The organism is Devosia sp. YIM 151766, from assembly GCF_030285925.1.
Taxonomy (GTDB): Bacteria; Pseudomonadota; Alphaproteobacteria; order Rhizobiales; family Devosiaceae; genus Devosia.
Window position 1 is genome coordinate 1,850,076 of the sequence record NZ_CP127251.1, and the last position, 25,200, is coordinate 1,875,275.

Consider the following 25,200-nt stretch of genomic DNA (forward strand, 5'->3'; position numbering starts at 1 on the left):
GATGACCTAAAACTGCGGATAGCGACCCAGCTTGGCCAGTTCCACCAGCACCCGCAATTCGATGTCGTCAATTATCGCATCGAGTTGCGGCTCGGCCCGTTCGCGCAATCCAGCGAGCTGGCCGCTCAGCGCGTCGAGCTGTTGCGGCGCCAGCCGGCCGACCAGCAGATCGGCCTTCATGTCCTCCAGCAGATCGAGCAATGTCGTTCCGCGCTTGATGGCCCGCCGCCGGCTTTCGCTGAAACCGCCGACCGCCTGCAACGCCAGAATGGCGTCCAGCGCAGCAGTAGGAGCCACGGGAGTAGTATTGGCGATGCGCGAGGCGCCATGCTCCCCCGCCGGCACGAAAGCCGGTCCGCCGCCCGAGCGGCCGGCTGCGGGCCGGCCGGCAGCTTTATTGGGTCTATTGGTGGCATCGATGCGCAAAGCGGGACTCACTCGCCGGAACCTATATCGGCAAAATTTGCCCACGCGCCTTAACAAGGCGTTAACGCGCCCGGCAAGAATTGCTCACCGGGAGCATTCAGCACCCATGGCTTAATATAAAATGTCTTGAAAAACACCATCTTACGGCCAAGAAACCGCACTTGGCACGATTTTGGCATTGCTTAGGGCGAAGGCCGCGGCACGAGGGTGATGCGGCATCAGCCGGGGAAGAAGATGCCAAACCGCCTGTTCCGCACCATTGTCGCCGCCGCGCTCAGCGCTGCTTTGGTCCTGACGCCGTTCTCCGGCGCCCAGGCCGCGCCGGCGCGCATCAAGGACATCGTCGACATGGAAGGCATCCGCGAGAACCAGCTCGTCGGATATGGCCTGGTGGTCGGCCTGGCCGGCACCGGCGACAGCCTCAACAATTCGCCCTTCACCAAGCAATCCCTGCAATCCATGCTGGAACGGCTCGGCGTCAACACCCAGGGCGAAAATGTCCGCACGGCAAATGTTGCCGCCGTGATGGTGACGGCCAATCTGCCGCCATTCGCCACGCAGGGCTCGCGCATGGACGTGGCGGTCTCCGCGCTCGGCGATGCCGGCAGCCTGCAAGGCGGCACCCTCTTGGTGACGCCCTTGCTCGGCGCCGATGGCGAGGTCTATGCCATCGCCCAGGGCCCGGTCTCGATCAACGGCTTCAAGGCGCAGGGCGACGCGGCAAGTGTAATCTCGGGCGTGCCGACCACGGGACGCATTTCCTCCGGCGCGCTGATCGAGCGCGAGATCGATTTTCACCTGGGCTCGCAACATTCGCTGCGCCTGGCCCTGCGCAATCCCGACCTGACGACTGCAAGGCGCATCGCGCTGGCCGTCAACGACTTTATCGGCGCGCCCACCGCGGTGCCGGAAGACCCGGCCACGGTGCGCCTCACCCTGCCCCGCGGCTTCAACGGCAATATCGTCGATCTGCTGACCGATATCGAGCAATTGATCGTCCAGACCGACCAGACGGCCAAGATCGTCATCGACGAGAATTCCGGCATCATCGTCATGGGCAAGGATGTGCGGGTCTCCGCCGTGGCGGTGGCGCAATCGAACCTGACCGTCACCATCGCCGAAAACCCTGAAGTCGTTCAGCCCGAGCCGCTGAGCTTTGGCCAGACCGCCATCGAGCCGAATACCAGTCTCAATGTCCACCAGTCCGATACCGCGCTGCAGGTCGTGCCGGAATCGGTGACGCTCCAGCAATTGGTGGATGGCCTCAACGCGCTGGGCATCTCGCCGCGCGACCTGATCGCCATCCTGCAGGCCATCAAGGCCACCGGGGCGCTGCAAGCCGAAATCGAGGTGCTGTGATGACCATGATCGATCCCTCCAATGCCGTCAGCCCGCAACAGCTGCTGCGCATTCGCGAGCAGGCCGAGGAACTCGAAGGCGTGTTCCTGACCATGCTGACCAAGCAGATGTTCGCGATGCGCAAGCCGGACGAGAATTTCGGCGGCGGCTTCGGCGAGGAAACCTGGCGCTCCATGCAGGCCGAAGAACTCGCCAACACCATTGCCAAAAGCGGCGGCGTCGGCATTGCCGATCAATTGCTGGGCGAGATGATCGCCGCGCAGGAAGCCGCCAATGCCGCCCGCCCCACCAAGATTCCCGGTATCGGAGTATATGGAAAATGACCGCAGCCGCCCGCCTTGCCGCCTTCGACACCATGCCGGCAGAGGACCTGTGCAGCCACGCCGAGACGGCCCTGGCCGCTCTGGTCGATGTGATGAACCAGGAAACCGTCCTGCTGCGCGCCGGCCATATGCGCGAGGCCGGCAAGCTGACGCCGGACAAGACCCGGCTGGCGCAGGATTATGTCACCCTGGCCCGCGCCATACAGCGCCAGACCGGCCGCCTGAACACGGAAGCACCGGCCGCGCTCGACCGGCTGCGCGCCGGGCACGAAAGCCTGGCCACCCAGATGGCCGAAAACCTGCGTGTGCTGGCCACGGCCAGGACGGTCACCGAAGACGTCCTCACCGATGTCGCCCGCATGGTGGGCCAGCGCGACCGCGCCAAGACCTATGGCAATGCGGGACAGGTCGCGAAGGACCCGGCAGCGTCGGCGCGCGGCATCGCCGTCAACCGTACGCTGTAGAGCCCATGCGCCTGATCATATAAGTCCCTGGCTGAGACAATGACCGGGAGTATCGGCGGCCGGAAATAGACAAAATTTATTTCAAATCCGCCAGCCGATACTTACCCCTGGCTAGCATCTTGCTCCCTAACCTTCCCTTGAAATGGTGCATTCGGGTGAAGGTCTATGCTAGCCAGCCACGCCTTGGCGCCCGTCTCCGCGGGCGCCGCAAATCTTCAGGAATATCGCAACCGCTCCGCCACGGGCGAACGGACCATCCTGCCTGACAGCACGGCCCGGGCGAAGGCCGGAGCGCAGCCGCGCAACGAGCAGCGCCAGCGCGATCGGCATCAGGACGCCGCCACACCGCCACCGCCGACCCGCAGTGGCTCATCCAAGTTCGCCGCCGCCGTCATCGCCGGCGCGCTGCCCCCGACGCCGAAATCCATGGAAGAACTGATCCGCCGCATCGGCGCCAGCGAAATCCCCTCGGAATCCGAGGCGCGGCTGAAAGACATAATGGCCTAGTTAACGCTCGGTATAGCCAGAGCTGCGCGCTTTCCCCCAAGGCCCCGGTTTCCGGGGCCTTCTTGCTGTCTTTTGCGCTGGGATGCCGCCGAATTCGTCCAATTCTTCATCGCGGCTTTAACGCTTCTTTAGAGGAGCCAAAGGCAGGATCGCCCCAGCCTCAGGAGAGGTGCCGTAGAATGCGTAATCCTAGAAAAGGACAATCCCATGAGTGATATCTCGCTCTCGAAGGCCGTTCGCTCGAACCTGCTTTCCCTCCAGAACACCGCCGACATGATGGCCAAGACCCAGAACCGCCTGGCGACTGGCAATAAAGTCAACTCGGCGCTGGATAATCCGACTAACTTCTTTACCGCCTCTTCCCTGAACAGCCGCGCCGGTGACATCAGCCAGTTGCTCGATAGCATGGCTAACGGCATTCAGACCATCGAAGCTGCCGACAACGGCCTCAAGGCCATCACCAAGACCCTGGAATCCATGCAGTCGACTCTGCGTCAGGCGCGCCAGGATAAGAGCTTCGAAACCGGCTCGTTTGACATCAACAAGTCGATTGGTTCGGGCTCGATTTCCTTCTCGGGCGGCGCAGTGGGCTCCGAGGCAAACTCTTTCGGCCTCGTCGAAGGCGTATTGGCTGGCAACAACGGCTTTAAGGGAGACGGTGGAACGGCCGGCCGTGCTGGCACGATCACAATCGAGACCAGCAGCCTCAACTCAGTCGCGGTGGACTTCGGCGCTAACGACACCGTCACTGATGTTGCCGATAAAATTAATCTCGCTTTGCGTCGCGAAGGCGGCGATCATGGCGTCTCGGCAAGGGTGGAAGGTGGTCAGCTCAGCCTTGTCAGCAGCAAGAATGAAAGCATAACCATCGGTAGCACCGGCGCGAACTCGGATTCGGCGGTGTTTCTTGGCCTGGCTAACGGCAATGTTTCCGCAGAAACGGCAGAGCTTGACGGCGCGGCCATCACCGCGACTGGTCAAATTTCGGCGTTTAATTTTACGATCAACGGCCAAACCGTCAACATCGGTAATATTGGTCACGACGCAGACGCAACGGCCGTGCCTCCTGTCGCGGCAAGTACCGCAGAAGAAAATGCCGCTGCCCTCGCGACAGCGATCAACAATAGTTCGGTCGCCATCAACGCCGGCATTACGGTAACTGCCAACGGCGATGATGAGCTCGAATTCCGCCAAGCCGATGGTAAGAATTTCACCCTCGGTGGTGCCAGCATTTCCAATCTGGGTTTCACCGGCTCCACGGCCACGTCCACCGGCGGCCTTGTAGCGTCGGGAGATGTGACCACGCCCCAGCAGCAGGCGCAGTCGAAGACGGCCGATACCTTGGTTGACGAGATCAACAATCATGCAGCGTTGAAGGGGAAAATCCGGGCTTCTAACGACAATGGCAAGCTCCGGATCGAAAACCTTTCGACGCAAGAGCTGAATGTTGCAGGCGCCACCTCTGGCAAGCTCGACGGCACCTCGGCCGGCGCGAAGATCAACGGAAACTCTGTGCGTGCCGGGCTGACGGCGCAGTACAATGAGCTGCGTGATCAGCTGGACAAGCTTTCTGACGACGCCTCGTTTAACGGTATCAACCTGCTGCGCGGGGATAATCTCAAGCTGACCTTCAACGAGATCGGCACGTCGGAGATCGACATCCAGTCCAAGGGTGGCAAGTCTATCAATTCCAATACCCTTGGCATCCGCACCAACGTCACCGAAGACGATTTTGATAGCGACGGGCGCATTGACGCCTTCTTGTCGGAAATCAAAACCGCCATCAACAGCGTCCGTTCGCAGTCCTCGGCCTTCGGCTCCTCGCTGTCGGTGGTGCAGAATCGTCAGGACTTCTCCAAGAACATGATCAACACGCTGCAGACTGGCGCCGCCAATCTGACGCTGGCTGACATGAACGAGGAAGCCGCCAACCTGCTGGCCCTGCAGACCCGCCAGTCGCTGAGCTCCTCGGCGCTGTCCATGGCTTCGCAGGCCGACCAGAGCGTCTTGCAGCTGCTCCGCTAATCCCGGGCGCTGCCTCGAAAAATCCGGAAGGCGGGCTGAAAAGCCCGCCTTTTTCTTGTCCCCTGCCCGGCGTGGCGAACACCGGATTTCGGCCACGTTAACCAGCCGTTAAGGTTAGCCTTCCATTAAAATTCATTAACCGAATGTTGATTCCTCTGTCGTGACGGCAGGATCGGATCGACGTCATGGATTTTGAGGGAAGCACAATGTCCGATATCTCACTGTCGAAAGCCGTCCGGTCAAACCTGCTTTCGCTGCAAAATACCGCCAGCCTGATGGAAAAAACCCAGAACCGGCTGGCCACCGGCAACAAGGTCAATTCGGCGCTCGACAATCCGACCAATTTCTTCACCGCCTCGGCGCTGAATTCCCGCGCCGGCGACCTGGCGCAATTGCTCGACGGCATGGCCAACGGCATCCAGACCCTGCAAGCCGCCGATAACGGCCTGACCGCCATCACCAAGAACCTGGAATCGATGCAGTCCGTGCTGCGCCAGGCGCGGCAGGACAAGAGCTTCCACACCGCCTCCTACGAGATTTCGCCCGGCGCCACCGGCAATATCAGTTTCGCGGATGGCTCTATCGGCCCGATGACGCGCAGCATTCCCTTGCAGAACCTGGCATTGACCCCGGAAGCGCTGGGGATGGATTCGGCGACCGGCACTCAGATCCCGGGCACCCCCGCCGGCCCCACCAGCGGCACGGCGAGCTTCACCATGGCTGGCGCGCTGGGGCTGGGCGATGACACCGTCACGTTCACCGTTACCGTGAATGGCGCCCCCCAAACGATCACGTTGGACGCGGCAAGTCTGAACGACGCAGGTGTGGGCGCTGACATCAACGACAATGACGACCTCGTTGAGGTGCTGAACGACCAGCTTACGGGTGCCAGCGCAAGCGTGGTCGATGGTGAGATCGTCATCCGGTCCGGCACCACTGGCGCCACCTCCTCCATTGCCATTGGCGCCGCCACACGGACCAATGGCACCGACGGCACCCCCGACGCCAACCTGGCCAATCTTGGGCTCGACGCGGCTTCCTCGGTGGATGGACTTGCCAGCGGTCCCGCAATCGGCGCGTCCAACACCTTGACCTGGCCGGGTACGCCGATTGAGGTCAATAACGACGCCAAGATCAATTTCACTGCCAAGATCAATGGCGTCGATCAGACCGTGATCATCACCCGCAAAGACGTCCTCAAGGTCGGCAATGGCGATGGCACGATCAACAGCGCCAGCGAATTTGCCGCCATCCTCGCGGCTAAGATCGACGGCGTGACTGCCTCTGCCTCCAGCGACACCATCACCATCACCTCCAAGGATACGGGCCCGGATTCGGGCGTGGAAATCGGCGCGGCCACCATCACCGGAAGAAACTACGATTCCGACGAATTGGTGCGCATGATCAACACCAATGAGCACCTCAAGGACCGGGTTCGCGCCTCCAACGACAATGGCAAGCTGCGCATCGAGAACCAGTCGACCCAGGAGCTGTCGGTCAATGGCGTCGATTCAGCCGGAACCATCGTCGGCAACAGCACCACCGGCCAGAAGATCATCGGCAATACCGTTCGCGCCGACCTCACCAAGCAGTTCAACGAATTGCGCGACCAGCTCGACAAGCTCAGCGACGACGCCTCCTTCAACGGCGTCAACCTGCTGCGCGGCGACCAATTGACCATCCTGTTCAACGAGACCGGCACGTCCGCCATCGACGTTCAGACCAAGGACCAGCTGGCGCTCAATTCGGCAAAGCTGAATCTGTTCAATCTGGAACCCAAGGAACTCGACCTCGATATGGATATCGACGAGTTCCTCGACACCGTCAAAAACGCGCTCTCCCATGTCCGCACCCAGGCCTCGACCTTCGGACAGAACCTGTCCATGGTCGAGAACCGCCAGGCTTTCACCAAGAACATGATCAATACGCTGGAGACCGGCGCGGCCAATCTGACGCTGGCCGACATGAACGAAGAGGCCGCCAATCTCCTGGCGCTGCAGACCCGCCAGCAATTGTCGTCCAATTCGCTGTCGCTGGCCAGCCAGGCCGACCAATCGGTGCTCCAGCTGCTGCGTTAAGGCGGCTGCTGGCGCTTATCCATCCATAAAGGCGGGTCCCGGGCCCGCCTTTATTGTTCGGGCGCAATTCCCGGCATAAGCTGTTCCATCCCCCGACGTCCCGAGAGGCGAGACAATGGCTCTAAAGGTCGAACTGAAGCCAGGCGAGAAACTGCTCGTCGGCAATTGCATCATCACCAATTCCGACCAGCGCACCCGGCTTTTCATCGATGGCCGCGCGCCGATCCTGCGCGAGAAGGACATTCTCACCGCTGAAACCGCCAATACCCCGGCGCGCCGCATCTATCTGGCGGTGCAGCTGATGTATATCGAGGACGATATCGCCAAGACGCGCGAAGAATATTTCGGGCTCGTCAACGAGTTCATCGCGGCGGTTCCCTCGGCCACCGAGGCGGTTAACCAAATTAACAACGAGATATTAACCGGGCAGCTCTACAAAGCTCTCAAGGCGGCCCAAAGGCTCATAGAATACGAACAGGAACTTCTTTCCCATGTATCAACACGGCGCGAACGCCTATCTGCAGACGACGAAAGTCGTTGAATCGCCACGTGAACGGGAATCTGCCCTGCTGATGCGTTCCGCCGCGACGCTGCAAAAGGTGAAGGACGATTGGCCGAACAGCTTTGACGACCTGGACGCCGCCCTCGCCTTCAATCGCAAATTGTGGTCGATCTTCATGGTTTCGGTGACCAAGGAAGATAATCCCCTCTCCCCGGAACTCCGCCAAAACATCGCTAATCTGGGCCTGTTTGTGATGAACCAGACCCGGGAAATCATGATGCAGCCCATGCCGCAGAAACTGGAAGTGCTGGTCCGCCTCAACCGCCAGATCGCCGCCGGCCTGCGCGGCATGTGAGCGCCGACAGCGTTGAACGAAAACCGGGCCCCGCATTGCGGGGCCTTTGCTTTGGCGGAACCGACTTCTCCTCCGCTCCGTCCCTCTCGGACGGTCACCCTCGCGCTAGACGGGTGTAACGAGCGGAGATTTGGACAGTCACGTCACCGCGCTACAGGAAGTTCACCAGGCTCAGCTGGCTGACCATCGACGTCACCTGATAACTCGCCGTCAAACGCGTTTGCAGCGCCAGGATCTCCATGGCCACGTCTTCCTTGCTCACCGTCTCGACATCGCTCAGCAGATTGTCGAGCTGCGCCTTGTAATTGGTATGGCGCTCCTTGGCGGCATCCATCGTCGACCAGGCAATGCCGATCTCCATGGCGACCAGCTCGATCGAGCCGCGCTCGACATTGCGCGCTTCCGACAATTCCAGCTGCTGGCGCCGCGCCATGGCGTCGAACCGCTGCCGTGCCGGATTGAGGTCGGCCGAATTCGGATCGGTCGCATGGGTGACTTCCGGATAGGTCTCCACCGTCATCGCCGCAAACGAGCGCAGCATGCGCACATAGCCGCTCTCATTGGCCTGCATGCCGTAATTGATCCGCCCGGAATCCTCGACAAGCGCATTGACCGATTGGCGCGGATTGCCTTCCGCATCGGCCGCTGCCTCGGTCACCGAGCGCAGCATGGCTTTTTCGAAGTTCGCCGAGGTTTCCTCCACCGAAGCGCCAATGGTGAACTGCCCGGGCCCGGCCTTGCCCGCAACGGCCGTAAGGGTGATTTCGCGCTCGCGCCCATTGGGCTCCTTGAGCGTCAGGGTAATCGTATCGTCAGCGGCCTCGGTGCCGTCGAAAACCACCGACATCGAGGCCGGGTCGCCAGATATGAAGCTGGCGGCCGGGCTCGTGCCGCCACTGGACGACGTTGTGGCGGCATTGGCGATCTGGAAACCGTGCGCAGCCGATACGGGCGCCTTTTCCGTCAGCGACACCTGCGCGGTCGCGGTCAGGGGGTCGTAGCTGCTGGCGGCCTCCAGACGCCCCATGCCGACCGCCGAGACAGCCGGCGTCTGGCCGCTATACCACATCACCGTATCGGCGGCGCTGGCGACCCGCAGGGCCGTTGCGGTAGCCGGATCGCCGCTGACCCGCAGCACGGGCTCCCCGGCCGCGTTGAAGAAGTTTTCCGCCGCTGCGAAAGTAGAGGCGGCCGCCAGCTCGCTCTGGGCGATCTGGTCGAGCTTGCCGTGCAGCGCCTCTTGGAAGGCCTGGGCGGTCTGGCCGACCGCCACGTCAGGGTCCGCATCGTCGCCGATGATGAACTCGCCCATGGCGCCGGTGGCATTGTCGGCATCCACGGCGGTCAGTGTGATCTGCGTTTCCGTGCCGTCCGGCAGGGTGAAGCCCATCACGATGGTCGCGCCGGGCGCAATTTGCGCCGCTGGCGGAGCAGCGAAGGTGATGGAGACCTGATCGCCTTGTGACCCCGTGCCCGGCTGCGGCTGAGTGATGACCGCCGCGCCGTGGCTGCTGGACATGGTGGAGAGCTTGAAGCCGAAAGGATGCACGCCGTCTTCGGCCACCGAGACGACATTGGGCGTCGCCGGATCGATGCTGGCGCCGATCCTGCCCCGCCCGTCCGTGCCGGCATCGGCCGCCTGGCGCTCGCTGACCACCGTTTGGTAGCCCGCTCGGCCGCCGGCGCCATAAAGCAGCGTATCGGTATCGGGCAGCGGCGCCTTGTCGGTCACCGAGCCGCCGAACAGATAGCGCCCGGCGACATCGGCATTGAGCATGGTGACCATTTCATCGAGCCGCGCGCGCGACTGGGCGGAAATGGTGGCCATGTTGATATTATTGGTGCCGTATTGACCCTGCTGGGCCGAATTGCGCGCCTCGGCCTCGATCTTGTCCATGCGGCTGAGTGCATTGTCGTAGAAGCTGAGCCGCAAGGCCACCTGCTCGATGCTGGCATTGTAGCCGGCAATGGTGCTGAGGCGCGAGCGGACCGACAAAGATACCGGCAGGTCGCGCCCCATATCGGCCAGGGTCTGTCCCTTCATCCCGGTGCCAAGCTGCATTTGCAGGGTGGCGAACTGGTTCTGCATCTTGGAGATGACGGAAAAACCGGTCTGCAGCGGGAACATCGACTTGTTGACGATCATGACGCGTTATTTCCTCAAGTCGACATGAACAGCGTGTCGAGCAATTCCTTGATCACTCCGACGATACGGGCATTGGCGGAATAGGCGCTTTGCAGTTCTATCAGCCGCGCCAATTCCTGGTCGACATCGACCCCATATTCGGCTTCCATCTGCATGGTGATGGTTTCCAGGGTAAGCTGGCGGTCATTGCTGGCATTGAGCGCCGCGCCGATCATGCTGCCCTGGTAATTCAGCACCTGGCCGACCAATTGCTCCAGCGTGCCGTTGAGCTGGTGCCGCCCGTTATTCGCCGAAGGAGACGTGCCGGAAACAAAGCTCATCGAATTGAGCTGGTTGAGGATATATTCCGGCCGGGTGGCATCCCCCAGCGTCCCGTCGATATCGAACTGCACCAGCAGGCGATTATCGGCGAGAACCGCCGGATTGATTGAAATGCGCGAGGCGAAGCCCAGCATTTGCGGCGGATTGCCGTCGCGATTATTGGTGAACGGCGTCCCGCCCTGATCGACGAACAGCGCCATGGCCAGCTCGCCGGACTGTGTCCCGGTGGCGGTGGTGCGGGCGGTTACCGAAACCACGTCCGCCTTGTTGGGCGTTCCATCGTCCACGAACTGCAACTGCCCCGGTTGGGGGTTGGAAATGGTGAAGCCGGGCAGCTTGCCCTGCAAGGCGATGGCGGCTGCCGCCGGATCGGACAGATCGACCGCGAGCACCTTTTGCCCCGAGGCGTCGACATAATCCTCCCCCGAGGCGCTGTTCACGATGCGCACGCGCTGCTCGACGCCATTCTTCGTATAGGTCAGCAGAACGTCGTTGCCGGGCCGCATGTCTGAAAGATCGACCACGAAGCCGGCGGGCGCGTCATTGCCGCCCACTGCGGTGCCTGGCGTGGTGATGGTGGAGAAAACACTGGCCAGGCCCGCCGCAATCTCGTCGAGCTGGTTCTGCGTCTCCACCAATATCTTGTCACGGACCTCGACCAGTCCCGCCAGTTCGCCGCCTTGCAGCACGCCTTGCAGAACGAGGTCGATGGTCAGGCCCGACGGAGTGGTCAGGGTCAGCGAGCCGACGCCGTTCTCGCTGGCATAGATCGAAGCCTGCGAGGTGGCGGACAATGCGCCCGCCGTCTCGAACTTGAAGGTGCTGACCCCATTGTCGATCAGCCCCACCCCCGACCGGGTCATCAGGGCCACGGTGCCATCGGGGCGGTAATCGGCCTGCACGTCGATGATTTCCGCCACCGACGCGACCAGCCGGTCGCGCTGATCGTGCAGCGAGGCGCGGGCCGTATCGGTCATGCCCAGGTCGAGCATGCGGTTATTCACTTCCTGGAGCGACACCAGCATCGCATTGACGTCATTGACGGCGCTGCCGATCCGCGTCTCGCTTTCCTGGCGCAGCTCCTGCACGGTCCTCGACAATGCGTTCAGCCGCTGCGCCATGGCCTGCGCCTCGGCGACGACATTGGCGCGCGTCGGGTAATCGTCGGGACTGGTGGCCAGCGCCTGAAGCGAATTCTTGAAAGACCCGAACATGGTGTCGAGCGAACCGCTCGTGCCGGGCTTGCCGAGAAAGCCCTGCAACTTGTTGAGCGCCGTGGCGATCGTCGCGGCCGATGCAGTGTCCGAGACCTGGCGGTTGTAATAGGTTTGCAGGCTCTGGCTGAAGGCGCGGTCGACGCCGGCGGTACGCGCATAGGTGCCGTTGACCGAGTTGTAGTCGACAACGTTGAGCGATTGCCGGTGATAGCCGGGTGTGCCGGCATTGGCGACGTTGCGGCTGAGGATCGAAATCGAATCCTGGCTGACCCGCAGGCCGGAAACGGCGTTGTTAAGCGACGATATCAGACCCATTGGCCTAGTCCCCGACTACCTGGCGGCCCGGCGCGCCGCGCCGGACCGAATACCTGCTTCATGCCTCAACGAACCATGTTGAGGGCTTCCTTCATCATCTCGTCGGCGGTCGAGACGATGCGGGTGGCCGCCGAATAGGCCTGCTGGGTAATGATCAGCTTGGTGAACTCGTCGGAAATGTCGGTATTCGAGGCTTCGAGGGCCCCGCCGAGAATGCCGAACCCCGCAAGGTCCAGGATCGGCTCGCCCGATTCCGATGTGGCCTCATAAACGCCGCCATCCAGCCGTTTCAGCGAATTGACGCCGTTGAACTGGGCCGTCACCACCTGCGCCATCTCGATGCGCTCGCCATTGGAATAGCTGGCGACTACCCGACCGGCATCGTTGATGGCCACCGAGAGGAATTCGCCGGCGCCATAGCCATTCTGCGCCAGCCGGGACACGCTGGCCTTGCCATTGACGTCGGAAAACTGCGACACGCCGTTGACTTCGTGCCGGAGCTCCACATCGCCGATCAGGACGCCGTTGACCGTCAGGTTATCGAGATCGACGCTCGGCACACCGGGGGGAAGCAGCTGCATATTGCTCCCGAAAGTGTAGGTCTGCCCGGTATTGGTCCATGCGGGAGAGCCGCCCACCGCCGCGCTGTCGGAATTGTAGAACAGCGCCCAGGTATCCTGCCCGCCCGATGCGGCGCTGCCGATCTTCGCCCAGCGCAGCACGACATGAACCGGCGCGCCGCTTTCCGCATAGGTCGTGATGGCGCCGCCCTCGATCGACTGGGCGATGAAATCATCCTCCTGGTTCTTCGAAATGCTTGCGATCGTCGCGAGACTCGGCTCGCTCGACGTGGCGGGATCGTCAAGACCCAGCGCCGTCCCGGCCGTGCCGGACACACTGAACCTGGCGTGATAATCGTCCCCCAGCGTGATCTCCAGCTCCCCGGAGCCCGAAAGTGCCACCGTGGCGGATGCCGCCGCCCCGCCGCCCTGATTGCGCAATCCGGCCTGCATCTCCGCCAGCACCGCATCGAGCGTCTTGCCGCCGCTCAGATCGATGCCCACATTCGAGCCGCTATAGGTGCCGCCATCGTGAAAATCGAAGGTGACCGGCAGGCCTTTGACATTGATGGTCATGCTGGTGCCGTCGCTCAGCGGCCCTGTGGGTGCCAGCGCCGCTGCCCCGCCCGCCAGAACCGCATTCCCCGCAACTGCGGCAGTTGTCGAGCCATTCACATAGCGGGCGGTATCCAGCAGCTCGCTATTATAGATATTGACGTTGTAATTGGCCGTCTTGGGAACCTGCGGAATATTCGCCTTGTAATCGATCACCTTGGTGGCGTTCGCCGGCAGGAACGCATTGGACAGCCTGATGACTTCCGGCACGGAGCCGGAAACGTTGCCGGTGGCCGGATCGATGGGCAGCCCCTTGAGGTAATAGCCGGCGCCATTGACCAGCAGGCCATCCTTGTCGATCTCGAAGTCGCCGCGGCGGGTATAGTAGTTCGAACCGGAGAATACCGAGTCCCGGTCGGACGACCCCACTTTGGGCTCGACGATGAAAAACCCGCCGGTATTGAGCGCGATATAGGTCTCGTTCGAATTGGTCTGGATATCGCCTTGCAGATTATTGGTGGCGCGGGACTGGGCGAGCACCGCCCCCGGAACCTGCGACTTGAGAGGCGCCTCGGGAATGAGATCGATGAAACTCGTTTCCATGCGCTTGTAGCCAATGGTCTGCGAGTTGGCGATATTGCCCGAAATATTCTCCAGCGAATGCGCCTGTGCCCGCAGGCCGGACACCGCGCTGGAAAGCGCCCCATAGATACCCATCTGTCACTCCGTAGACCCGGTCGCGCCCTGCGACGCATTTCGTCCTTTTCAATGCAAAGGCGATGCCAAGTCCGCGGACCATTGTTTTCATTGATCTTTTGCGGCCTGCCATGCGGAAATGCGGCGACAAGGCGGCAAATGAGTCCGGGCAAGGGGCAGAATTTGCCGGCTGCTTGTGAAAGCGGGGCACTTGCTTTAATTGGGCTGACAACCCCCAAAAGGGGCAGTGCTGCAAAGCGGAGTTTCCCGCTTATGGGGCACGCCCGAAGAAGGACGACGGCAGTCGGTTCTAGGCAAAATGCTGTTTTCCAGCGTCGATGAATTCGTGAAAGCCCCGCGCCGTGCCATAACGGTGTTCGGCATGGCCGGCGTCGGCAAGACGCGGCTGTCCAACATGCTGCGCGCCAATCACTGGTTCCACTATTCCGCCGACTATCGCATCGGCACCCGCTATATGGGCGAATTCATCGTCGATAATTTCAAGCGCGAGGCGATGAAGGTGCCGTTTCTGGCGCAGCTTCTGCGTACGGACTCGATCTATATCTCGTCCAACATCACCTTCGACAATCTCGACCCGCTTTCGACCTATCTCGGCACGCCCGGCGATCCCGCTCGCGGCGGCCTGCCTTTGCCGGAATATCAGCGCCGGCAGGAACAGCACCGCATCGCCGAAATCGCCGCGCTGCACGATCTGCCCTATTTCATCGACAGGGCGAAGGTTCTTTATGGCTATGACGATTTCATCGCCGATACCGGCGGCTCGCTGATCGAAGTCATCGACCACGCTGACCCTGAAGACCCGGTGGTGAAGACGCTGGTCGAGCATACGGCGCTGCTTTACATTCGCGGCACCGACAAGGACGCGGACGAATTGATCAAGCGGTTCAGGAAATCGCCCAAGCCGATGTATTACCGCCCGCCTTTCCTTCTCGAAAAGTGGGCCGAATACAAGCGTATCCACAATATCCAGGACGACAACGAGGTCGATCCGGCCGGCTTCGGCGCCTGGGGCTTCGAAGCCTTGCTGCATGATCGCCTGCCCCGCTACCAGGCGCTGGCCGATCGCTTCGGCTATACCGTAGAGGCATCGGACCTGGCGACGGCGCGTGACGGTGACGAATTCGTCGATCTGGTCGCGGCGGCAATCGAGAAGCGAATGCGATAGCGCGGCCCCGAAGGGGACGCGCCAGCTTGAATCGCTTGTCTATTGCATCCACCTAAGGGGCTGCCATGCCTATTCGAATTCCCGACCACCTGCCCGCCAGAAAAACCCTCGAACAAGAGGGCGTCTATGTCATGGATTCCAGCCGCGCCGCGCGGCAGGACATCCGGCCACTGGAATTCGGCCTGCTCAACCTGATGCCGAACAAGGAGCGCACCGAGACCCAGTTCGCCCGGCTGATCGGCGCCACCCCCTTGCAGATCAATCTGAGCCTGGTCCGCGTCACCGAGCATCAATCCAAGAACACGCCCGAGGATTATCTCAAGAGCTTCTACCAGACCTGGGAAGAGGTGAAGGAGCGCAAGTTCGACGGCTTCATCGTCACCGGCGCGCCCATCGCCAATATCCCCTTCGAAGAGGTCCGCTACTGGCCCGAAATGCTGGAAATCATGGAATGGACGCGCACCAATGTGCACCATACCATGTTCATCTGCTGGGGCGCGCAGGCGGCCCTGCACCATTTCCACGGCGCGCGCCGCTACCGCATGGACAAGAAGGCTTTCGGCGTCTTCCGGCACAGAATAGTCAAGCCCGGCTCGCCCTGGCTGCGCGGCATGTCCGACAACCCGATGATCCCGGTATCGCGGTATAACGACATCGACCGCACCTCTTTGGGCGACGATCTCGACGTGCTGATCGACAATGCCGAACTGGGCCTGTGCATGCTGGAGCACCGCCAGGGTCGCGCTGTCTATTTCCTCAATCACCTGGAATACGACAATCGCTCGCTGACCGACGAATATGAGCGCGACATCAGCTCCGGCATCGAGACGCCGCTGCCGGAGAACCTGTTCCCGAATGGCGATACCAGCGCCGAACCGGAAAACCGCTGGCGCAGCCACGCACATCTGCTTTTCCAGAACTGGATCAACGAAATCTACCAGACGACGCCCTATCGGCTGGAGGAGATCGGGCAATAGAGCGGCTCACATTTGAGCGCAAACGCTACGGGGATGGACCATGCCGCCCCCGGCATGGCCTCTTTCCCCCATGTCATTCCGCTTAAGCGGGAATGACATGGGGGAAAACTGACTCTTTGCAAACGGCACCCCGCTCCCTACCTTGCACGGACAACAGGGGACAGACCTTGCCGCAGCCGCCGACCACCATCACCGACGAACTGGGCATCGCCCTCGCCAATCTGGCCGATAGCGCCACCGGCGTTTTCACGCCGACCCTGCGCCTTGGGGTCACCGGCCTGAGCCGCGCCGGCAAGACCATTTTCATCACCGCCCTGGTGCACAATCTGCTCACGCAAGGCCGCCTGCCCGGCTTCGCGCCGTTGGCCGATGGCCGCTTCATCGGCGCCAGGCTGGCCGAATATCCCGACGCCACCATTCCCCGTTTTGCCTATGAGCAGCATCTGGCGGCTCTCACCGCCAATCCCCCCGCCTGGCCGGAAAGCACAAGACGCATCTCGCAATTGCGGCTGGTGCTGAAATTCCAGTCGGCCAAATGGTGGGCCGGCATGACCGGACCGGCAATGCTCAATCTCGATATCGTCGACTATCCCGGCGAATGGCTGCTCGACCTGCCCCTGCTCGGCCTGTCTTTCGCCGAATGGAGCGCCGAGGCCCTGGAAAGAGCGCGCCAGCCCGGCCATGCCGACGAGGCCGCGGAATTCCTGCGCGAGCTCGACGGCACCGATATCGGCAAGCCGGCCAACGATCCCGATGCCGAACGTCTCGCCGCCGCCTTCACCGCCTATCTGCGCCGCAGTCGCGAACATGGCGCCCTCTCGACGCTGCCGCCCGGCCGGTTCCTGTTGCCCGGGGATTTGGAAGGCTCGCCCGCCCTCACCTTCGCGCCCCTGCCCCCACCGCCGGGCGCCACGCGCCATTTCAGCTTCTACGCCATGCTGGAAAACCGCTACGAGGCCTATAAGGCCCAAATTGTCCGCCCTTTCTTCCGCGATCATTTCGCCCGGCTCGACCGGCAGGTGGTGCTGGTCGACACCCTGCGCGCCCTCAATGCCGGCCCCGCCGCCGTCAGCGACCTGGAAACCGCACTCACCGCCGTGCTGGCCTGCTTCCGCCAGGGCGAGGCCAATCCCCTATTGCGCCCCTTCTCCCGGCGTATCGACCGCATTCTCTTTGCCGCCACCAAGGCCGATCATGTGCATCACACCAGCCATGACCGGCTCGAATCCATCCTCAACCGCCTCGTCGCCAATGCCTCGAAACGCGCCCGCTTTGCCGGCGCTGAAACGCGCTCCATCGCCATGGCCGGCATCCGCGCCACCAGCGAAGGCACGATCCGCGAAAATGGCGAAACGCTCCCCACCCTGATCGGCACCCCGCTCAAGGGCGAGATGCTGGATGGTCGGACCTATGACGGCAGAACGGAAATCGCCTTATTTCCCGGCGACTTGCCGGAGCGTCCGGATTCATTGTTCGAAGACGGCAATCCCGTCGCGCTCAACTTCCTCCGCTTCACGCCGCCCCAGCGGCTGGAACGCAATGCCGCCGGCGATCCGGTCCTGCCTCATATCCGGCTCGACCGGGCGCTGGATTATCTCATCGGAGACTGGATGGCATGAAGCGCCCGATAGCCCGCACCATTTCTCGTCAGGATGACGGCGCCGAGCCGGTCCGCACGCCGCGCGCCTTCACCCCCGATCGCGCCGAAATCGTCGAAATCGCCTTCGAGCCCGAACCGGAGCCGGAACTGGTCGCGCCCCGGCTGCGCCGCACGTCCTGGCTGGCGAAACTCGCCTGGACCAGCGGCGGCATCCTCGTTTCCGCCGGGCTCGGCCTCGCCGCCGACCGGCTGATCCGCGATCTTTTTGCCAGCAACGAATATCTGGGCTGGATCGGGCTGGGTGTGCTCGGGGCCTTCCTGGTCGCGATTCTGGCGCTGGTCCTGCGCGAAATGCTGGCCCTGCGCCGCCTGCGGGTACTCGACGGGCTCAAGGCCGACGCCGCCCGGGCCACCGAAGCCAATGACCGCAAGCTGGCCGGCCATGTGGTCGGCCAGCTCGAAAGCATTTATGCGGCGCGGCCTGACCTGGCGCGGGCCCGCGATGTCGTGGCCCAGAACCTTCCCAATCTCTTCGATGGCCACGAAACCATCGCCCTGGCCGAACGCAACCTCATGGCGCCGCTCGACGCCCGCGCCAAGGCCCTGACAGCCGCCTCGGCCCGCCGCGTGGCCCTGGTCACTGCCGTGTCGCCGCGCGCGCTGATCGACATCGCCTTCGTCATCTACGAAAGCGTACGCCTCGCCGGCGCCATCGCCGCCCTTTACGGCGCCCGTCCCGGCTTTTTCGGCTTCTGGCGCCTCGCTGGCTCGGTGCTGGCGCATCTGGCCGTCACCGGCGGGCTCGTGCTGACTGATGGCGTGGTGGAACAGCTGGTCGGCCAGGGCCTTGCCGCCAAGCTCTCCGCCCGGCTGGGCGAAGGCGTGGTCAATGGCCTGATGACCGTCCGCGTCGGCATCGCTGCCATGCGCGTCGTCCGCCCCCTGCCCTTCGAAACCCTGCCGCAACCCATGGTGCGCGACTTCATCCCGGAACTGGTGAAGGTGACGACCGAGCAAGGGAAAGGGCATCAGGCCTGATCCAGGGCATCACTGCGCCGCCACAGACCTCATTCTGAGTTTATCGAAGCACGAGGCCGCAGCCACGATGCCCAGACCTCAATCCTTCGCCGCGCTCTGCGCCAGCGTGACCTTCAGCCCGTCCAGCGCGTCCGAACACAGGATCTGGCAGCTCAATCGCGAGTTCGATCTGACGTCGCCCACGCTGTCCAGCATGTCCTCTTCCTCGTCGTTCGGCGCGCCGACCGCGTCGAGCCAGTCCGGATCGACATAGACATGGCAGGTGGCGCAGCTCAGCGCGCCGCCGCATTCGGCCTTGATGTCGAGGCCCCAGTCGCGGATCACCTCCATCACCCGCCAGCCTTCGAGCCCTTCGAGCTCGTGCACATCGCCGGCCTGATCGGTCACACTGATCTTCATAAGGCGCTCCTCAACAGCGCGAGGGGATTAACGCATCGTGCAGACAAGTGGAATCCGTTTTTCTGCAAAAGCGATGCGACAACAGCAAGGTAGAGCGGCACTTTGCGTTCGATAGAACGCAGGTCGCTCTAGCGTCGAATGAACGGGGCCGCAAGACCATCCTATCCATCCTCGTCCCAGGCTTGTCCGGGTGGTCTGGCCTATGCCACGCCCAGCTTCTTCTGCAGCTTGGTCGAGCTGGTCGTGTACTGGAAGACGATGCGCTCGCCCGGCGAGACGATGGCCTTCGCCGCCTGCGCCATCAGGGCCGCCTCGTGGAAGCCGGAAAGGATCAGCTTCAGCTTGCCCGGATAGTAATTGATATCGCCGATGGCGAAGATGCCCGGCACCGAGGTCTCGAACTTTTCGGTGTCGACCACGATGGTGTTGTCATTGAGCTCCAACCCCCAATCGGCGACCGGACCCAGCTTCATGGTCAGGCCGAAAAAGGGCAGCAGCCGCGTGGCCGGAATGGACAGATCGCCGGCATCGGTGGTCAGATGCACATGGTTGATCTGGCCGTCTTCGCCGTCGAGCTTGGCGATCTGGCCGAGCTGGAAATTGACCTTCCCCTCGGCCACCAGCTCCTTCATCTTGTTGACCGAGGCCGGCGCCGCCTTGAAGGCATCGCGCCGGTGCACCAGCGTCAGCGTGCGCACGATCGGTTGCAGGCTCAGCGTCCAGTCCAGCGCCGAATCGCCGCCGCCGACGATGACCACATCCTGGTCGCGGAAATCCTCCATCTTGCGGACGGCGTAGAACACCGACTTGTTCTCATATTGCTCGATCCCCTGCACCGGCGGGCGCTTGGGCTGGAACGAGCCGCCGCCGGCGGCGATCACCACGACCTTGGTGAAGAAGGTTTCGTCGGCATCGGTCTCTAGCTTGAACGAGCCGTCTTCCAGCTTCTCGATGGAATTGACCATGCGCGAGAAATGAAATTCCGGCGCGAACGGCGCGATCTGCGCCATCAGATTGTCGGTCAATTGCTGGCCGGTGATGACCGGGAAGCCGGGAATGTCATAGATCGGCTTTTCCGGATAAAGTTCGGCGCACTGCCCGCCGGGGCGATCCAGGATGTCGATGAAATGACATTTGACGTCGAGCAGCCCGAGTTCGAAGGCTGCGAACAGCCCGCAGGGCCCCGCGCCAATGACGACGACATCGGTATTGATCTCAGTGCTCATCTTTCAAAGTCCATGCTAACCAGGGCTCCTCGTTCGCCCTGGCATCATTCCCGCCAAGGCGGAAACCTCTGTTATCGGGAAACAGGTTCCCGCCTTGGCGGGAATGACCCTGTGATAATATGATTGATGTGATCCACTTACCCTAGGAGACGCGCCGAAGGAAGGGGCGAGTGCCCAGCGGAACTTCGTCGAGGCCCACCGGCTGGTAGAAAAGCGCCACTTCCGGCAGGCGGTTTTCGATCAGCGCCGCGCGCGTCGGCTCGTGATTCACCACCAGCGCGTTAAAGCCGCAGCGGCGCATATGCGGAATCTGATCCTGCAAGACATCGCCTAAAGCTCTGATTTCGCCGGCATATCGGTAACGCTCCACCAGCAGCCGCGCCGTCGAATAGCCGCGCCCATCGGTAAAGGCCGGGAACAGGATTGCTATCGAGGCGAAACGCGACAGATCGTCCGCCACATCCTCGACCTTGTCGCCCGGGGTCACCAAGACGCCAATCGGGTGCGGATTGGCCAGGAATTCGGCCCGATTGGCCAGGAACGCCGGCAGCGGCACGTGCACATAGCGCGCCTGCGCCGGATCGGCGCCTTCTTCCCAGCTCTTGAACGGGTCGGCGATGAAAGCCCCGTCTTTCCAGAGATTATGGCGGGCAGCGGCATTCATCGGCGAGGCAATGGCTCCGTTGAAATCGTAATGGATGCCGCATTCCTTCTTGTTCAGGCCGCGCCATCGTCCGGCGCGCGGATCCTCGCCCTCGGCGACGATCGAGGTGCAGGGCGCGCAGCCAATGGACTTGTAGCCTTTGGCATAGAGCGGATGCTCCGGCAAGTTGTGCTTCTGGCGGTATTCGATGACATCGGCATCCGAGAAATAGGCCAGCGGATTGACCTTGACGCGGTCGTCGCTGGTCAGCTCGAAATGCGGCAGCACGCCGCGCTCCCTAGTCTGGTAGCGCTTGCGGCCGGTGACCCAGCCGCCATATTGCTCGGTGACCGGCTCCAGCGGCTCGGTCTTGCGGATATGGCAGCACGAATCCGGGTCGGTCTCCCAAAGATCGCCATGGGGATCGAACCGCTTCACATCTTCGGGATCGGGATGGATGGCGTGAATATTGATCAGCCCGAACTGCTGTTTCAGCGTCTCGACATAGGCCAGCGTTTCCGGGAAATGCTGGCCGGTTTCGAGGAAATAGACCGGCATGGACGGGTCCACCTGCGCCACCATATGCAGCAGCACCGCGGAATCGGCGCCGAACGAGGAGACGATGGCCAGGTCACCCGGCAACACCTCGCTCACCGCATAGCGCAGCACCCCAACGGCATCCATCTCGTCGAACATGCCATTGAGCGCCAGAATGCCGAGCGCCCGCAATTTGTCATTGGCGACCGGCGCCGGGGCGAGCTTAGGCATGGCCATGGCGGCCTCCTGTTCTTCTCCCTCTCGGGGAGAAGGTGGCGCGCAGCGCCGGATGAGGGGGATGCTTCAGCGCGAATGGCGAAATCCCCCTCACCGCCTCGGCTCCGCCGAACCACCTTTCCCCGAGGGGGAGAGGAATGGAGGCATCGAGCCAGCTGTTACCCATTCCCATACAACGCCTCTTTGAACGGCGCCTCGCCCAGCCGGCGATAGGCCGCGAGGAAGGTTTCTTCCTCGCCCTGGCGCTGGGCGATATAGAAGTCGACCAGTTTCTCGATGGCGCCCGGCACCTGCTCGGCTTCGAATCCCGGCCCGATGATCTTGCCCACCGCCGCACTCTCGGTGGCGTCGCCACCAAGCGTGATCTGGTACAATTCGCCACCCTTTTTCTCGACGCCGAGAATGCCGATATGGCCCACATGGTGGTGCCCGCAGGCATTGATGCAGCCGGAAATCTTGATCTTGAGATCGCCGATGTCCTGCTGCCGCTGCGGCTCGGCGAATGTCTTGGAGATTTCCTGTGCGATCGGGATCGAGCGGGCATTGGCCAGGGCGCAGAAATCCAGCCCCGGGCAGCAGATCATGTCGGTGATCTGGTTGTTATTGCCTTCCGCCAGCCCATTAGCCACCAGCACGTCATAGACCGCGCGCAGATCGCGCACCGCCACATGCGGCAGAACCAGGTTCTGCTCATGGGTCACGCGTAATTCGTCATGGGAATAGGTCTCGGCCAGGTCGGCCACCACATCCATCTGCAGATCGGTGGCGTCCCCGGGCGCGCCACCCACCGGCTTCAGTGAAATCGTCACCGAGGCATAGCCGGGAATGCGGTGCGGATGCAGGTTATTGTCGAGCCAGCGCCCATAGGCGGGGTCGATGATCGACTGATAGGCCACGTCGATCCTGTCGCCGGACCGTTCGGCGAAATCCGGCGGCGCGAAATAGGTGCCGATCCGGTCCAGTTCCTCCTGCGGCAGGGTCAGGACGCCGCCGCGCACTTCGGCGAACTCGGCCTCGACCTGCCCCTTGATGCTTTCCAGGCCCTCTTCATGCACCAATATCTTGATGCGCGCCTTGAACTTGTTGTCCCGCCGGCCATAGCGGTTATAGACCCGCATGATGCTTTCGAGATAGGCGAGCAGGTGCTCATTGGGTACGAAGCTGTTGATCAGCTTGGCGACCATGGGCGTACGCCCCAATCCTCCGCCGACCCAGACCTCCCAGCCGATCTCCCCCGCCGCATTGGCGGCGGCCTGCAAGCCGATATCGTGGAAGCGGATAGCGGCGCGATCATTGGGCGAGCCGGTTATGGCGATCTTGAATTTTCGCGGCAGATAAGAAAATTCGGGGTGCAGGCTCGACCATTGCCGCAGGATTTCCGCGACCGGGCGCGGATCGATGATCTCGTCGGCTGCGGCGCCGGCAAACTGGTCGGTCGTCACATTGCGGATGCAATTGCCCGAGGTCTGGATCGAGTGCATTTCCACGCTCGCCAATTCCCCCAGGATCGCCGGGACGTCCTTGAGCCTGGGCCAGTTGAACTGGATATTCTGCCGCGTGGTGAAATGGCCATAGCCCCGGTCATAGGTGCGGGCAATATGCGCCAGCTTGCGCATCTGGCGGCTCGACAGTGTTCCATAGGGCACGGCGATGCGCAGCATATAGGCATGCAATTGCAGATAGAGCCCGTTCATCAGCCGCAGGGGCCGGAACTGGTCCTCGGAAAGCTCGCCCGAAAGGCGTCGCTTCACCTGATCGGAAAACTGCGCCGTGCGACCCGCTACGAAAGCGGTGTCGAATTCGTCATATCGATACATGCCCGTCTTCACCTAAGCGCTGGCGTTCATATGCTTGCCCATTGAGAGAGAGGGGGGCGGTGGGGCCCGCCGCCCTGATCCGTTCGCGCAGGCGCTTGGGCACGATCGCACCTGCCACCTGCTCGACTTCTTCCACTTCGAGGCTGACGATCCGGCCGGTGGCCTGGCTCGCCGCCAATGCCGCATCGCGCTCGGCCGCTTCCTCCTTGGAAAACAGCCGCGCCTGCTGCAGATCCACGACCCATGTGCCGGCCGCGTCGAGATAGACGGAGGCGCCTGAGATCAGCTCGTTACCGGTCAGGATTTCCATGTCAGGCCACCTTGATATTGCTTGCGGCGACAATCGCCGCGCTGGCCCAGTCGCCATGGGCAATTGCGCGGCCAACCAGAATGATTGCGGGGCCATCGGCAAAATCGACGGCGCCGGCGGCCAGCCCGGCCAGCGAACCCGCATAGGAGCTGCTGTCGGCGCGGCCCGCATTGACCACGATGCCGATCGGCAGGTCCGGCGCTGCGCCATGCGCCACCAGCCGGCTCGCCACCTCGGCGGAGATCGCCTTGCCCATGTAAAGCGCCAGCGTCAGGCCCGATTGCGCCAGCGCCGCCCAATGGGCCAGCTCGCCATCATCGGCCCCATGCGCCGTGGCCATGACCAGGCCGCTCGATATTTTTCGCAGCGTCAGCGGCGTTGCCGTATCGGCGGCGGCGGCAAGCGCGGCGCTGACGCCGGGCACGATCTCATAGGCGATGCCGGTCTTGCGCAGCGCCGCAATCTCTTCGCCGGCCCGCCCGAACACCATGGGATCACCGGACTTGAGCCGCGCCACCTTCTTGCCCGCTCCGGCCAGCCGCACGATCAGCGCATTGATCTGCGCCTGCGAGAACGAGTGGTGCCCCCGCGCCTTGCCGACGCAAATCCGCTCGGCGTCGCGGCGGCCCATTTCCACCACGGCGGCGGGCACAAGCTGGTCATGCACGATCACATCGGCCTGTTGCAGCAATCGCTGGGCCCGCAGGGTCAGAAGGTCTGCCGCGCCCGGGCCGGCCCCGATCAGCCAGACCAGTCCCCGCCCCCGGCCATTGGCAATATGGGCGGCCAGCAATTGCTCGGCCTCCGCGACGCCCATTACCGGCCGCGTGACCAGATCCTCATAATAGCGCCGCCGCGCCGGACCGTCATGAATCAGGCTCTCAACCTTATGGCGTAACCCACCGGCCAGACTCGCGATTTTCCCGATCCCCGGCGACAGCAGCGCCTCGATCTGCGCCCGCACCAGCCGCGCCAGCACCGGCGCATCGCCTTCGGTGGAGATGGCGACCGTCAGCGGGGCGCGATCCACGATCGACGGCGTATAGAAATCGCATTCAGCCGGAACATCGACGACATTGAGCGGAATATTCAGCCGCCGCGCCTCTGCCTTGGCCAATTCGGCATCTTCGCCTTCTGCCGCCACGAAGACCAGCGCCGCTCCGGCCAAATCCCCGGCCCGCAGCGCCCGTTCATGGATCGTCGCCGCGATTGCCGAAAAATCGGCCTCGATACGCCGCGAATAGATTTCTATCGATCCGGTGGTCTTGGCGAGCAACCGGACCTTGTTGAGGGCCTCGTCGCCGCCGCCGACGATGACGATCCGCCTGCCCTTGACCTTGAAGCTCAACGGAAATGTGTTGAGATGAGACATCGTGATCCT

22 protein-coding genes are annotated in these 25,200 nt (G+C 62.5%); 12 read left to right on the top strand and 10 right to left on the bottom strand.

Going from position 1 to position 25,200, the window contains the following annotated elements; translation table 11 throughout:
* Window positions 1-6: 6 nt before the first annotated feature.
* On the bottom strand, window positions 7-438 hold the full coding sequence (locus O9Z70_RS09090) for a flagellar assembly protein FliX (protein WP_286018503.1): 432 nt from the start codon (window positions 436-438) through the stop codon (window positions 7-9).
* A 222-nt stretch (window positions 439-660) separates the two neighbouring features.
* On the opposite strand from O9Z70_RS09090, the gene O9Z70_RS09095 reads away from it, so the two are divergent.
* The 8 genes from O9Z70_RS09095 (at window position 661) to flaF (ending at window position 8,039) form a co-directional block, all read left to right on the top strand.
* Complete coding sequence (locus tag O9Z70_RS09095) at window positions 661-1,785, top strand: flagellar basal body P-ring protein FlgI (RefSeq protein ID WP_286018504.1); 1,125 nt, start codon at window positions 661-663, stop codon at window positions 1,783-1,785.
* Window positions 1,785-2,108 (top strand): rod-binding protein, encoded by a 324-nt coding sequence (locus O9Z70_RS09100; RefSeq protein ID WP_286018505.1) that lies wholly within the window; start codon window positions 1,785-1,787, stop codon window positions 2,106-2,108. Before O9Z70_RS09095 ends, O9Z70_RS09100 begins: the two co-directional genes overlap by 1 nt.
* Window positions 2,105-2,572 (top strand): flagellar protein FlgN, encoded by a 468-nt coding sequence (locus tag O9Z70_RS09105; protein WP_286018506.1) that lies wholly within the window; start codon window positions 2,105-2,107, stop codon window positions 2,570-2,572. The genes O9Z70_RS09100 and O9Z70_RS09105 overlap by 4 nt, the downstream gene beginning before the upstream one ends.
* Window positions 2,573-2,737: 165 nt before the next feature.
* Complete coding sequence (locus tag O9Z70_RS09110; RefSeq protein ID WP_286018507.1) at window positions 2,738-3,079, top strand: hypothetical protein; 342 nt, start codon at window positions 2,738-2,740, stop codon at window positions 3,077-3,079.
* Between the two features lie 207 nt (window positions 3,080-3,286).
* Entirely contained in the window at window positions 3,287-5,104 is a 1,818-nt protein-coding gene (locus O9Z70_RS09115; protein WP_286018508.1) for a flagellin N-terminal helical domain-containing protein, read from the top strand.
* Window positions 5,105-5,310: 206 nt separating this feature from the next.
* On the top strand, window positions 5,311-7,182 hold the full coding sequence (locus O9Z70_RS09120) for a flagellin N-terminal helical domain-containing protein (protein WP_286018509.1): 1,872 nt from the start codon (window positions 5,311-5,313) through the stop codon (window positions 7,180-7,182).
* 115 nt (window positions 7,183-7,297) lie between these two features.
* The gene (gene flbT / locus O9Z70_RS09125) at window positions 7,298-7,723 is read left to right on the top strand and encodes a flagellar biosynthesis repressor FlbT (RefSeq protein WP_286018510.1); all 426 of its coding nucleotides are present in this window, start codon (window positions 7,298-7,300) and stop codon (window positions 7,721-7,723) included.
* Window positions 7,674-8,039, top strand: coding sequence for a flagellar biosynthesis regulator FlaF (gene flaF, locus O9Z70_RS09130; protein ID WP_286018511.1), 366 nt, complete (start codon window positions 7,674-7,676; stop codon window positions 8,037-8,039). The genes flbT and flaF overlap by 50 nt, the downstream gene beginning before the upstream one ends.
* Window positions 8,040-8,190: 151 nt before the next feature.
* On the opposite strand, the gene O9Z70_RS09135 is transcribed toward flaF, so the two are convergent.
* The 3 genes from O9Z70_RS09135 to O9Z70_RS09145 form a co-directional block, all read right to left on the bottom strand.
* Window positions 8,191-10,185 carry a flagellin family protein gene (locus O9Z70_RS09135; RefSeq protein WP_286018512.1) on the bottom strand — a complete coding sequence of 665 codons (1,995 nt, stop codon included), beginning with the start codon at window positions 10,183-10,185 and terminating at the stop codon, window positions 8,191-8,193.
* Window positions 10,186-10,199: 14 nt separating this feature from the next.
* On the bottom strand, window positions 10,200-12,038 hold the full coding sequence (flgK, locus tag O9Z70_RS09140; RefSeq protein ID WP_286018513.1) for a flagellar hook-associated protein FlgK: 1,839 nt from the start codon (window positions 12,036-12,038) through the stop codon (window positions 10,200-10,202).
* Window positions 12,039-12,103: 65 nt separating this feature from the next.
* Window positions 12,104-13,870 (bottom strand): flagellar hook protein FlgE, encoded by a 1,767-nt coding sequence (locus O9Z70_RS09145; protein ID WP_286018514.1) that lies wholly within the window; start codon window positions 13,868-13,870, stop codon window positions 12,104-12,106.
* Window positions 13,871-14,168: 298 nt separating this feature from the next.
* Here O9Z70_RS09145 and O9Z70_RS09150 point away from each other — a divergent pair, with 298 nt between their 5' ends.
* The 4 genes from O9Z70_RS09150 (at window position 14,169) to O9Z70_RS09165 (ending at window position 18,650) form a co-directional block, all read left to right on the top strand.
* Window positions 14,169-15,035, top strand: a complete 867-nt coding sequence (locus O9Z70_RS09150; protein ID WP_286018515.1) for an ATPase — start codon at window positions 14,169-14,171, stop codon at window positions 15,033-15,035.
* A 65-nt stretch (window positions 15,036-15,100) separates the two neighbouring features.
* Window positions 15,101-16,012 (top strand): homoserine O-succinyltransferase, encoded by a 912-nt coding sequence (locus tag O9Z70_RS09155; protein WP_286018516.1) that lies wholly within the window; start codon window positions 15,101-15,103, stop codon window positions 16,010-16,012.
* A 167-nt stretch (window positions 16,013-16,179) separates the two neighbouring features.
* Entirely contained in the window at window positions 16,180-17,631 is a 1,452-nt protein-coding gene (locus O9Z70_RS09160; RefSeq protein WP_286018517.1) for a YcjX family GTP-binding protein, read from the top strand.
* Window positions 17,628-18,650: a YcjF family protein gene (locus O9Z70_RS09165; RefSeq protein WP_286018518.1), complete on the top strand. Its 1,023-nt coding sequence runs from the start codon at window positions 17,628-17,630 to the stop codon at window positions 18,648-18,650. The genes O9Z70_RS09160 and O9Z70_RS09165 overlap by 4 nt, the downstream gene beginning before the upstream one ends.
* A 78-nt stretch (window positions 18,651-18,728) precedes the next feature.
* Here O9Z70_RS09165 and O9Z70_RS09170 read toward each other — a convergent pair whose 3' ends face one another.
* The 6 genes from O9Z70_RS09170 to cysG all read right to left on the bottom strand — a co-directional run bounded on the left by O9Z70_RS09170 (window position 18,729) and on the right by cysG (window position 25,191).
* A complete protein-coding gene (locus tag O9Z70_RS09170; RefSeq protein ID WP_286018519.1) occupies window positions 18,729-19,049 on the bottom strand; it encodes a 2Fe-2S iron-sulfur cluster-binding protein in 321 nt (106 codons plus the stop codon).
* A 200-nt stretch (window positions 19,050-19,249) separates the two neighbouring features.
* Window positions 19,250-20,275, bottom strand: a complete 1,026-nt coding sequence (locus tag O9Z70_RS09175; RefSeq protein ID WP_286018520.1) for an NAD(P)/FAD-dependent oxidoreductase — start codon at window positions 20,273-20,275, stop codon at window positions 19,250-19,252.
* 142 nt (window positions 20,276-20,417) lie between these two features.
* Window positions 20,418-21,692: a phosphoadenylyl-sulfate reductase gene (locus O9Z70_RS09180; RefSeq protein ID WP_286018521.1), complete on the bottom strand. Its 1,275-nt coding sequence runs from the start codon at window positions 21,690-21,692 to the stop codon at window positions 20,418-20,420.
* A gap of 158 nt (window positions 21,693-21,850) precedes the next feature.
* On the bottom strand, window positions 21,851-23,509 hold the full coding sequence (locus tag O9Z70_RS09185) for a nitrite/sulfite reductase (protein ID WP_286018522.1): 1,659 nt from the start codon (window positions 23,507-23,509) through the stop codon (window positions 21,851-21,853).
* On the bottom strand, window positions 23,496-23,819 hold the full coding sequence (locus O9Z70_RS09190) for a DUF2849 domain-containing protein (RefSeq protein ID WP_286018523.1): 324 nt from the start codon (window positions 23,817-23,819) through the stop codon (window positions 23,496-23,498). The genes O9Z70_RS09185 and O9Z70_RS09190 overlap by 14 nt, the downstream gene beginning before the upstream one ends.
* A gap of 1 nt (window position 23,820) precedes the next feature.
* Window positions 23,821-25,191, bottom strand: a complete 1,371-nt coding sequence (gene cysG / locus O9Z70_RS09195) for a siroheme synthase CysG (protein ID WP_286018524.1) — start codon at window positions 25,189-25,191, stop codon at window positions 23,821-23,823.
* Between the last annotated feature and the right edge of the window lie 9 nt (window positions 25,192-25,200).

Coding starts and splice junctions, on each gene's coding strand:
- flgK (WP_286018513.1), bottom strand. CDS start 12,038: ATGGGTCTGATATCGTCGCTTAACAACGCCGTTTCCGGCCTGCGGGTC.
- O9Z70_RS09095 (WP_286018504.1), top strand. CDS start 661: ATGCCAAACCGCCTGTTCCGCACCATTGTCGCCGCCGCGCTCAGCGCT.
- flaF (WP_286018511.1), top strand. CDS start 7,674: ATGTATCAACACGGCGCGAACGCCTATCTGCAGACGACGAAAGTCGTT.
- O9Z70_RS09170 (WP_286018519.1), bottom strand. CDS start 19,049: ATGAAGATCAGTGTGACCGATCAGGCCGGCGATGTGCACGAGCTCGAA.
- O9Z70_RS09165 (WP_286018518.1), top strand. CDS start 17,628: ATGAAGCGCCCGATAGCCCGCACCATTTCTCGTCAGGATGACGGCGCC.
- O9Z70_RS09175 (WP_286018520.1), bottom strand. CDS start 20,275: ATGAGCACTGAGATCAATACCGATGTCGTCGTCATTGGCGCGGGGCCC.
- O9Z70_RS09185 (WP_286018522.1), bottom strand. CDS start 23,509: ATGTATCGATATGACGAATTCGACACCGCTTTCGTAGCGGGTCGCACG.
- O9Z70_RS09115 (WP_286018508.1), top strand. CDS start 3,287: ATGAGTGATATCTCGCTCTCGAAGGCCGTTCGCTCGAACCTGCTTTCC.
- cysG (WP_286018524.1), bottom strand. CDS start 25,191: ATGTCTCATCTCAACACATTTCCGTTGAGCTTCAAGGTCAAGGGCAGG.
- O9Z70_RS09110 (WP_286018507.1), top strand. CDS start 2,738: ATGCTAGCCAGCCACGCCTTGGCGCCCGTCTCCGCGGGCGCCGCAAAT.
- flbT (WP_286018510.1), top strand. CDS start 7,298: ATGGCTCTAAAGGTCGAACTGAAGCCAGGCGAGAAACTGCTCGTCGGC.
- O9Z70_RS09100 (WP_286018505.1), top strand. CDS start 1,785: ATGACCATGATCGATCCCTCCAATGCCGTCAGCCCGCAACAGCTGCTG.
- O9Z70_RS09105 (WP_286018506.1), top strand. CDS start 2,105: ATGACCGCAGCCGCCCGCCTTGCCGCCTTCGACACCATGCCGGCAGAG.
- O9Z70_RS09145 (WP_286018514.1), bottom strand. CDS start 13,870: ATGGGTATCTATGGGGCGCTTTCCAGCGCGGTGTCCGGCCTGCGGGCA.
- O9Z70_RS09150 (WP_286018515.1), top strand. CDS start 14,169: ATGCTGTTTTCCAGCGTCGATGAATTCGTGAAAGCCCCGCGCCGTGCC.
- O9Z70_RS09180 (WP_286018521.1), bottom strand. CDS start 21,692: ATGGCCATGCCTAAGCTCGCCCCGGCGCCGGTCGCCAATGACAAATTG.
- O9Z70_RS09190 (WP_286018523.1), bottom strand. CDS start 23,819: ATGGAAATCCTGACCGGTAACGAGCTGATCTCAGGCGCCTCCGTCTAT.
- O9Z70_RS09120 (WP_286018509.1), top strand. CDS start 5,311: ATGTCCGATATCTCACTGTCGAAAGCCGTCCGGTCAAACCTGCTTTCG.
- O9Z70_RS09135 (WP_286018512.1), bottom strand. CDS start 10,185: ATGATCGTCAACAAGTCGATGTTCCCGCTGCAGACCGGTTTTTCCGTC.
- O9Z70_RS09155 (WP_286018516.1), top strand. CDS start 15,101: ATGCCTATTCGAATTCCCGACCACCTGCCCGCCAGAAAAACCCTCGAA.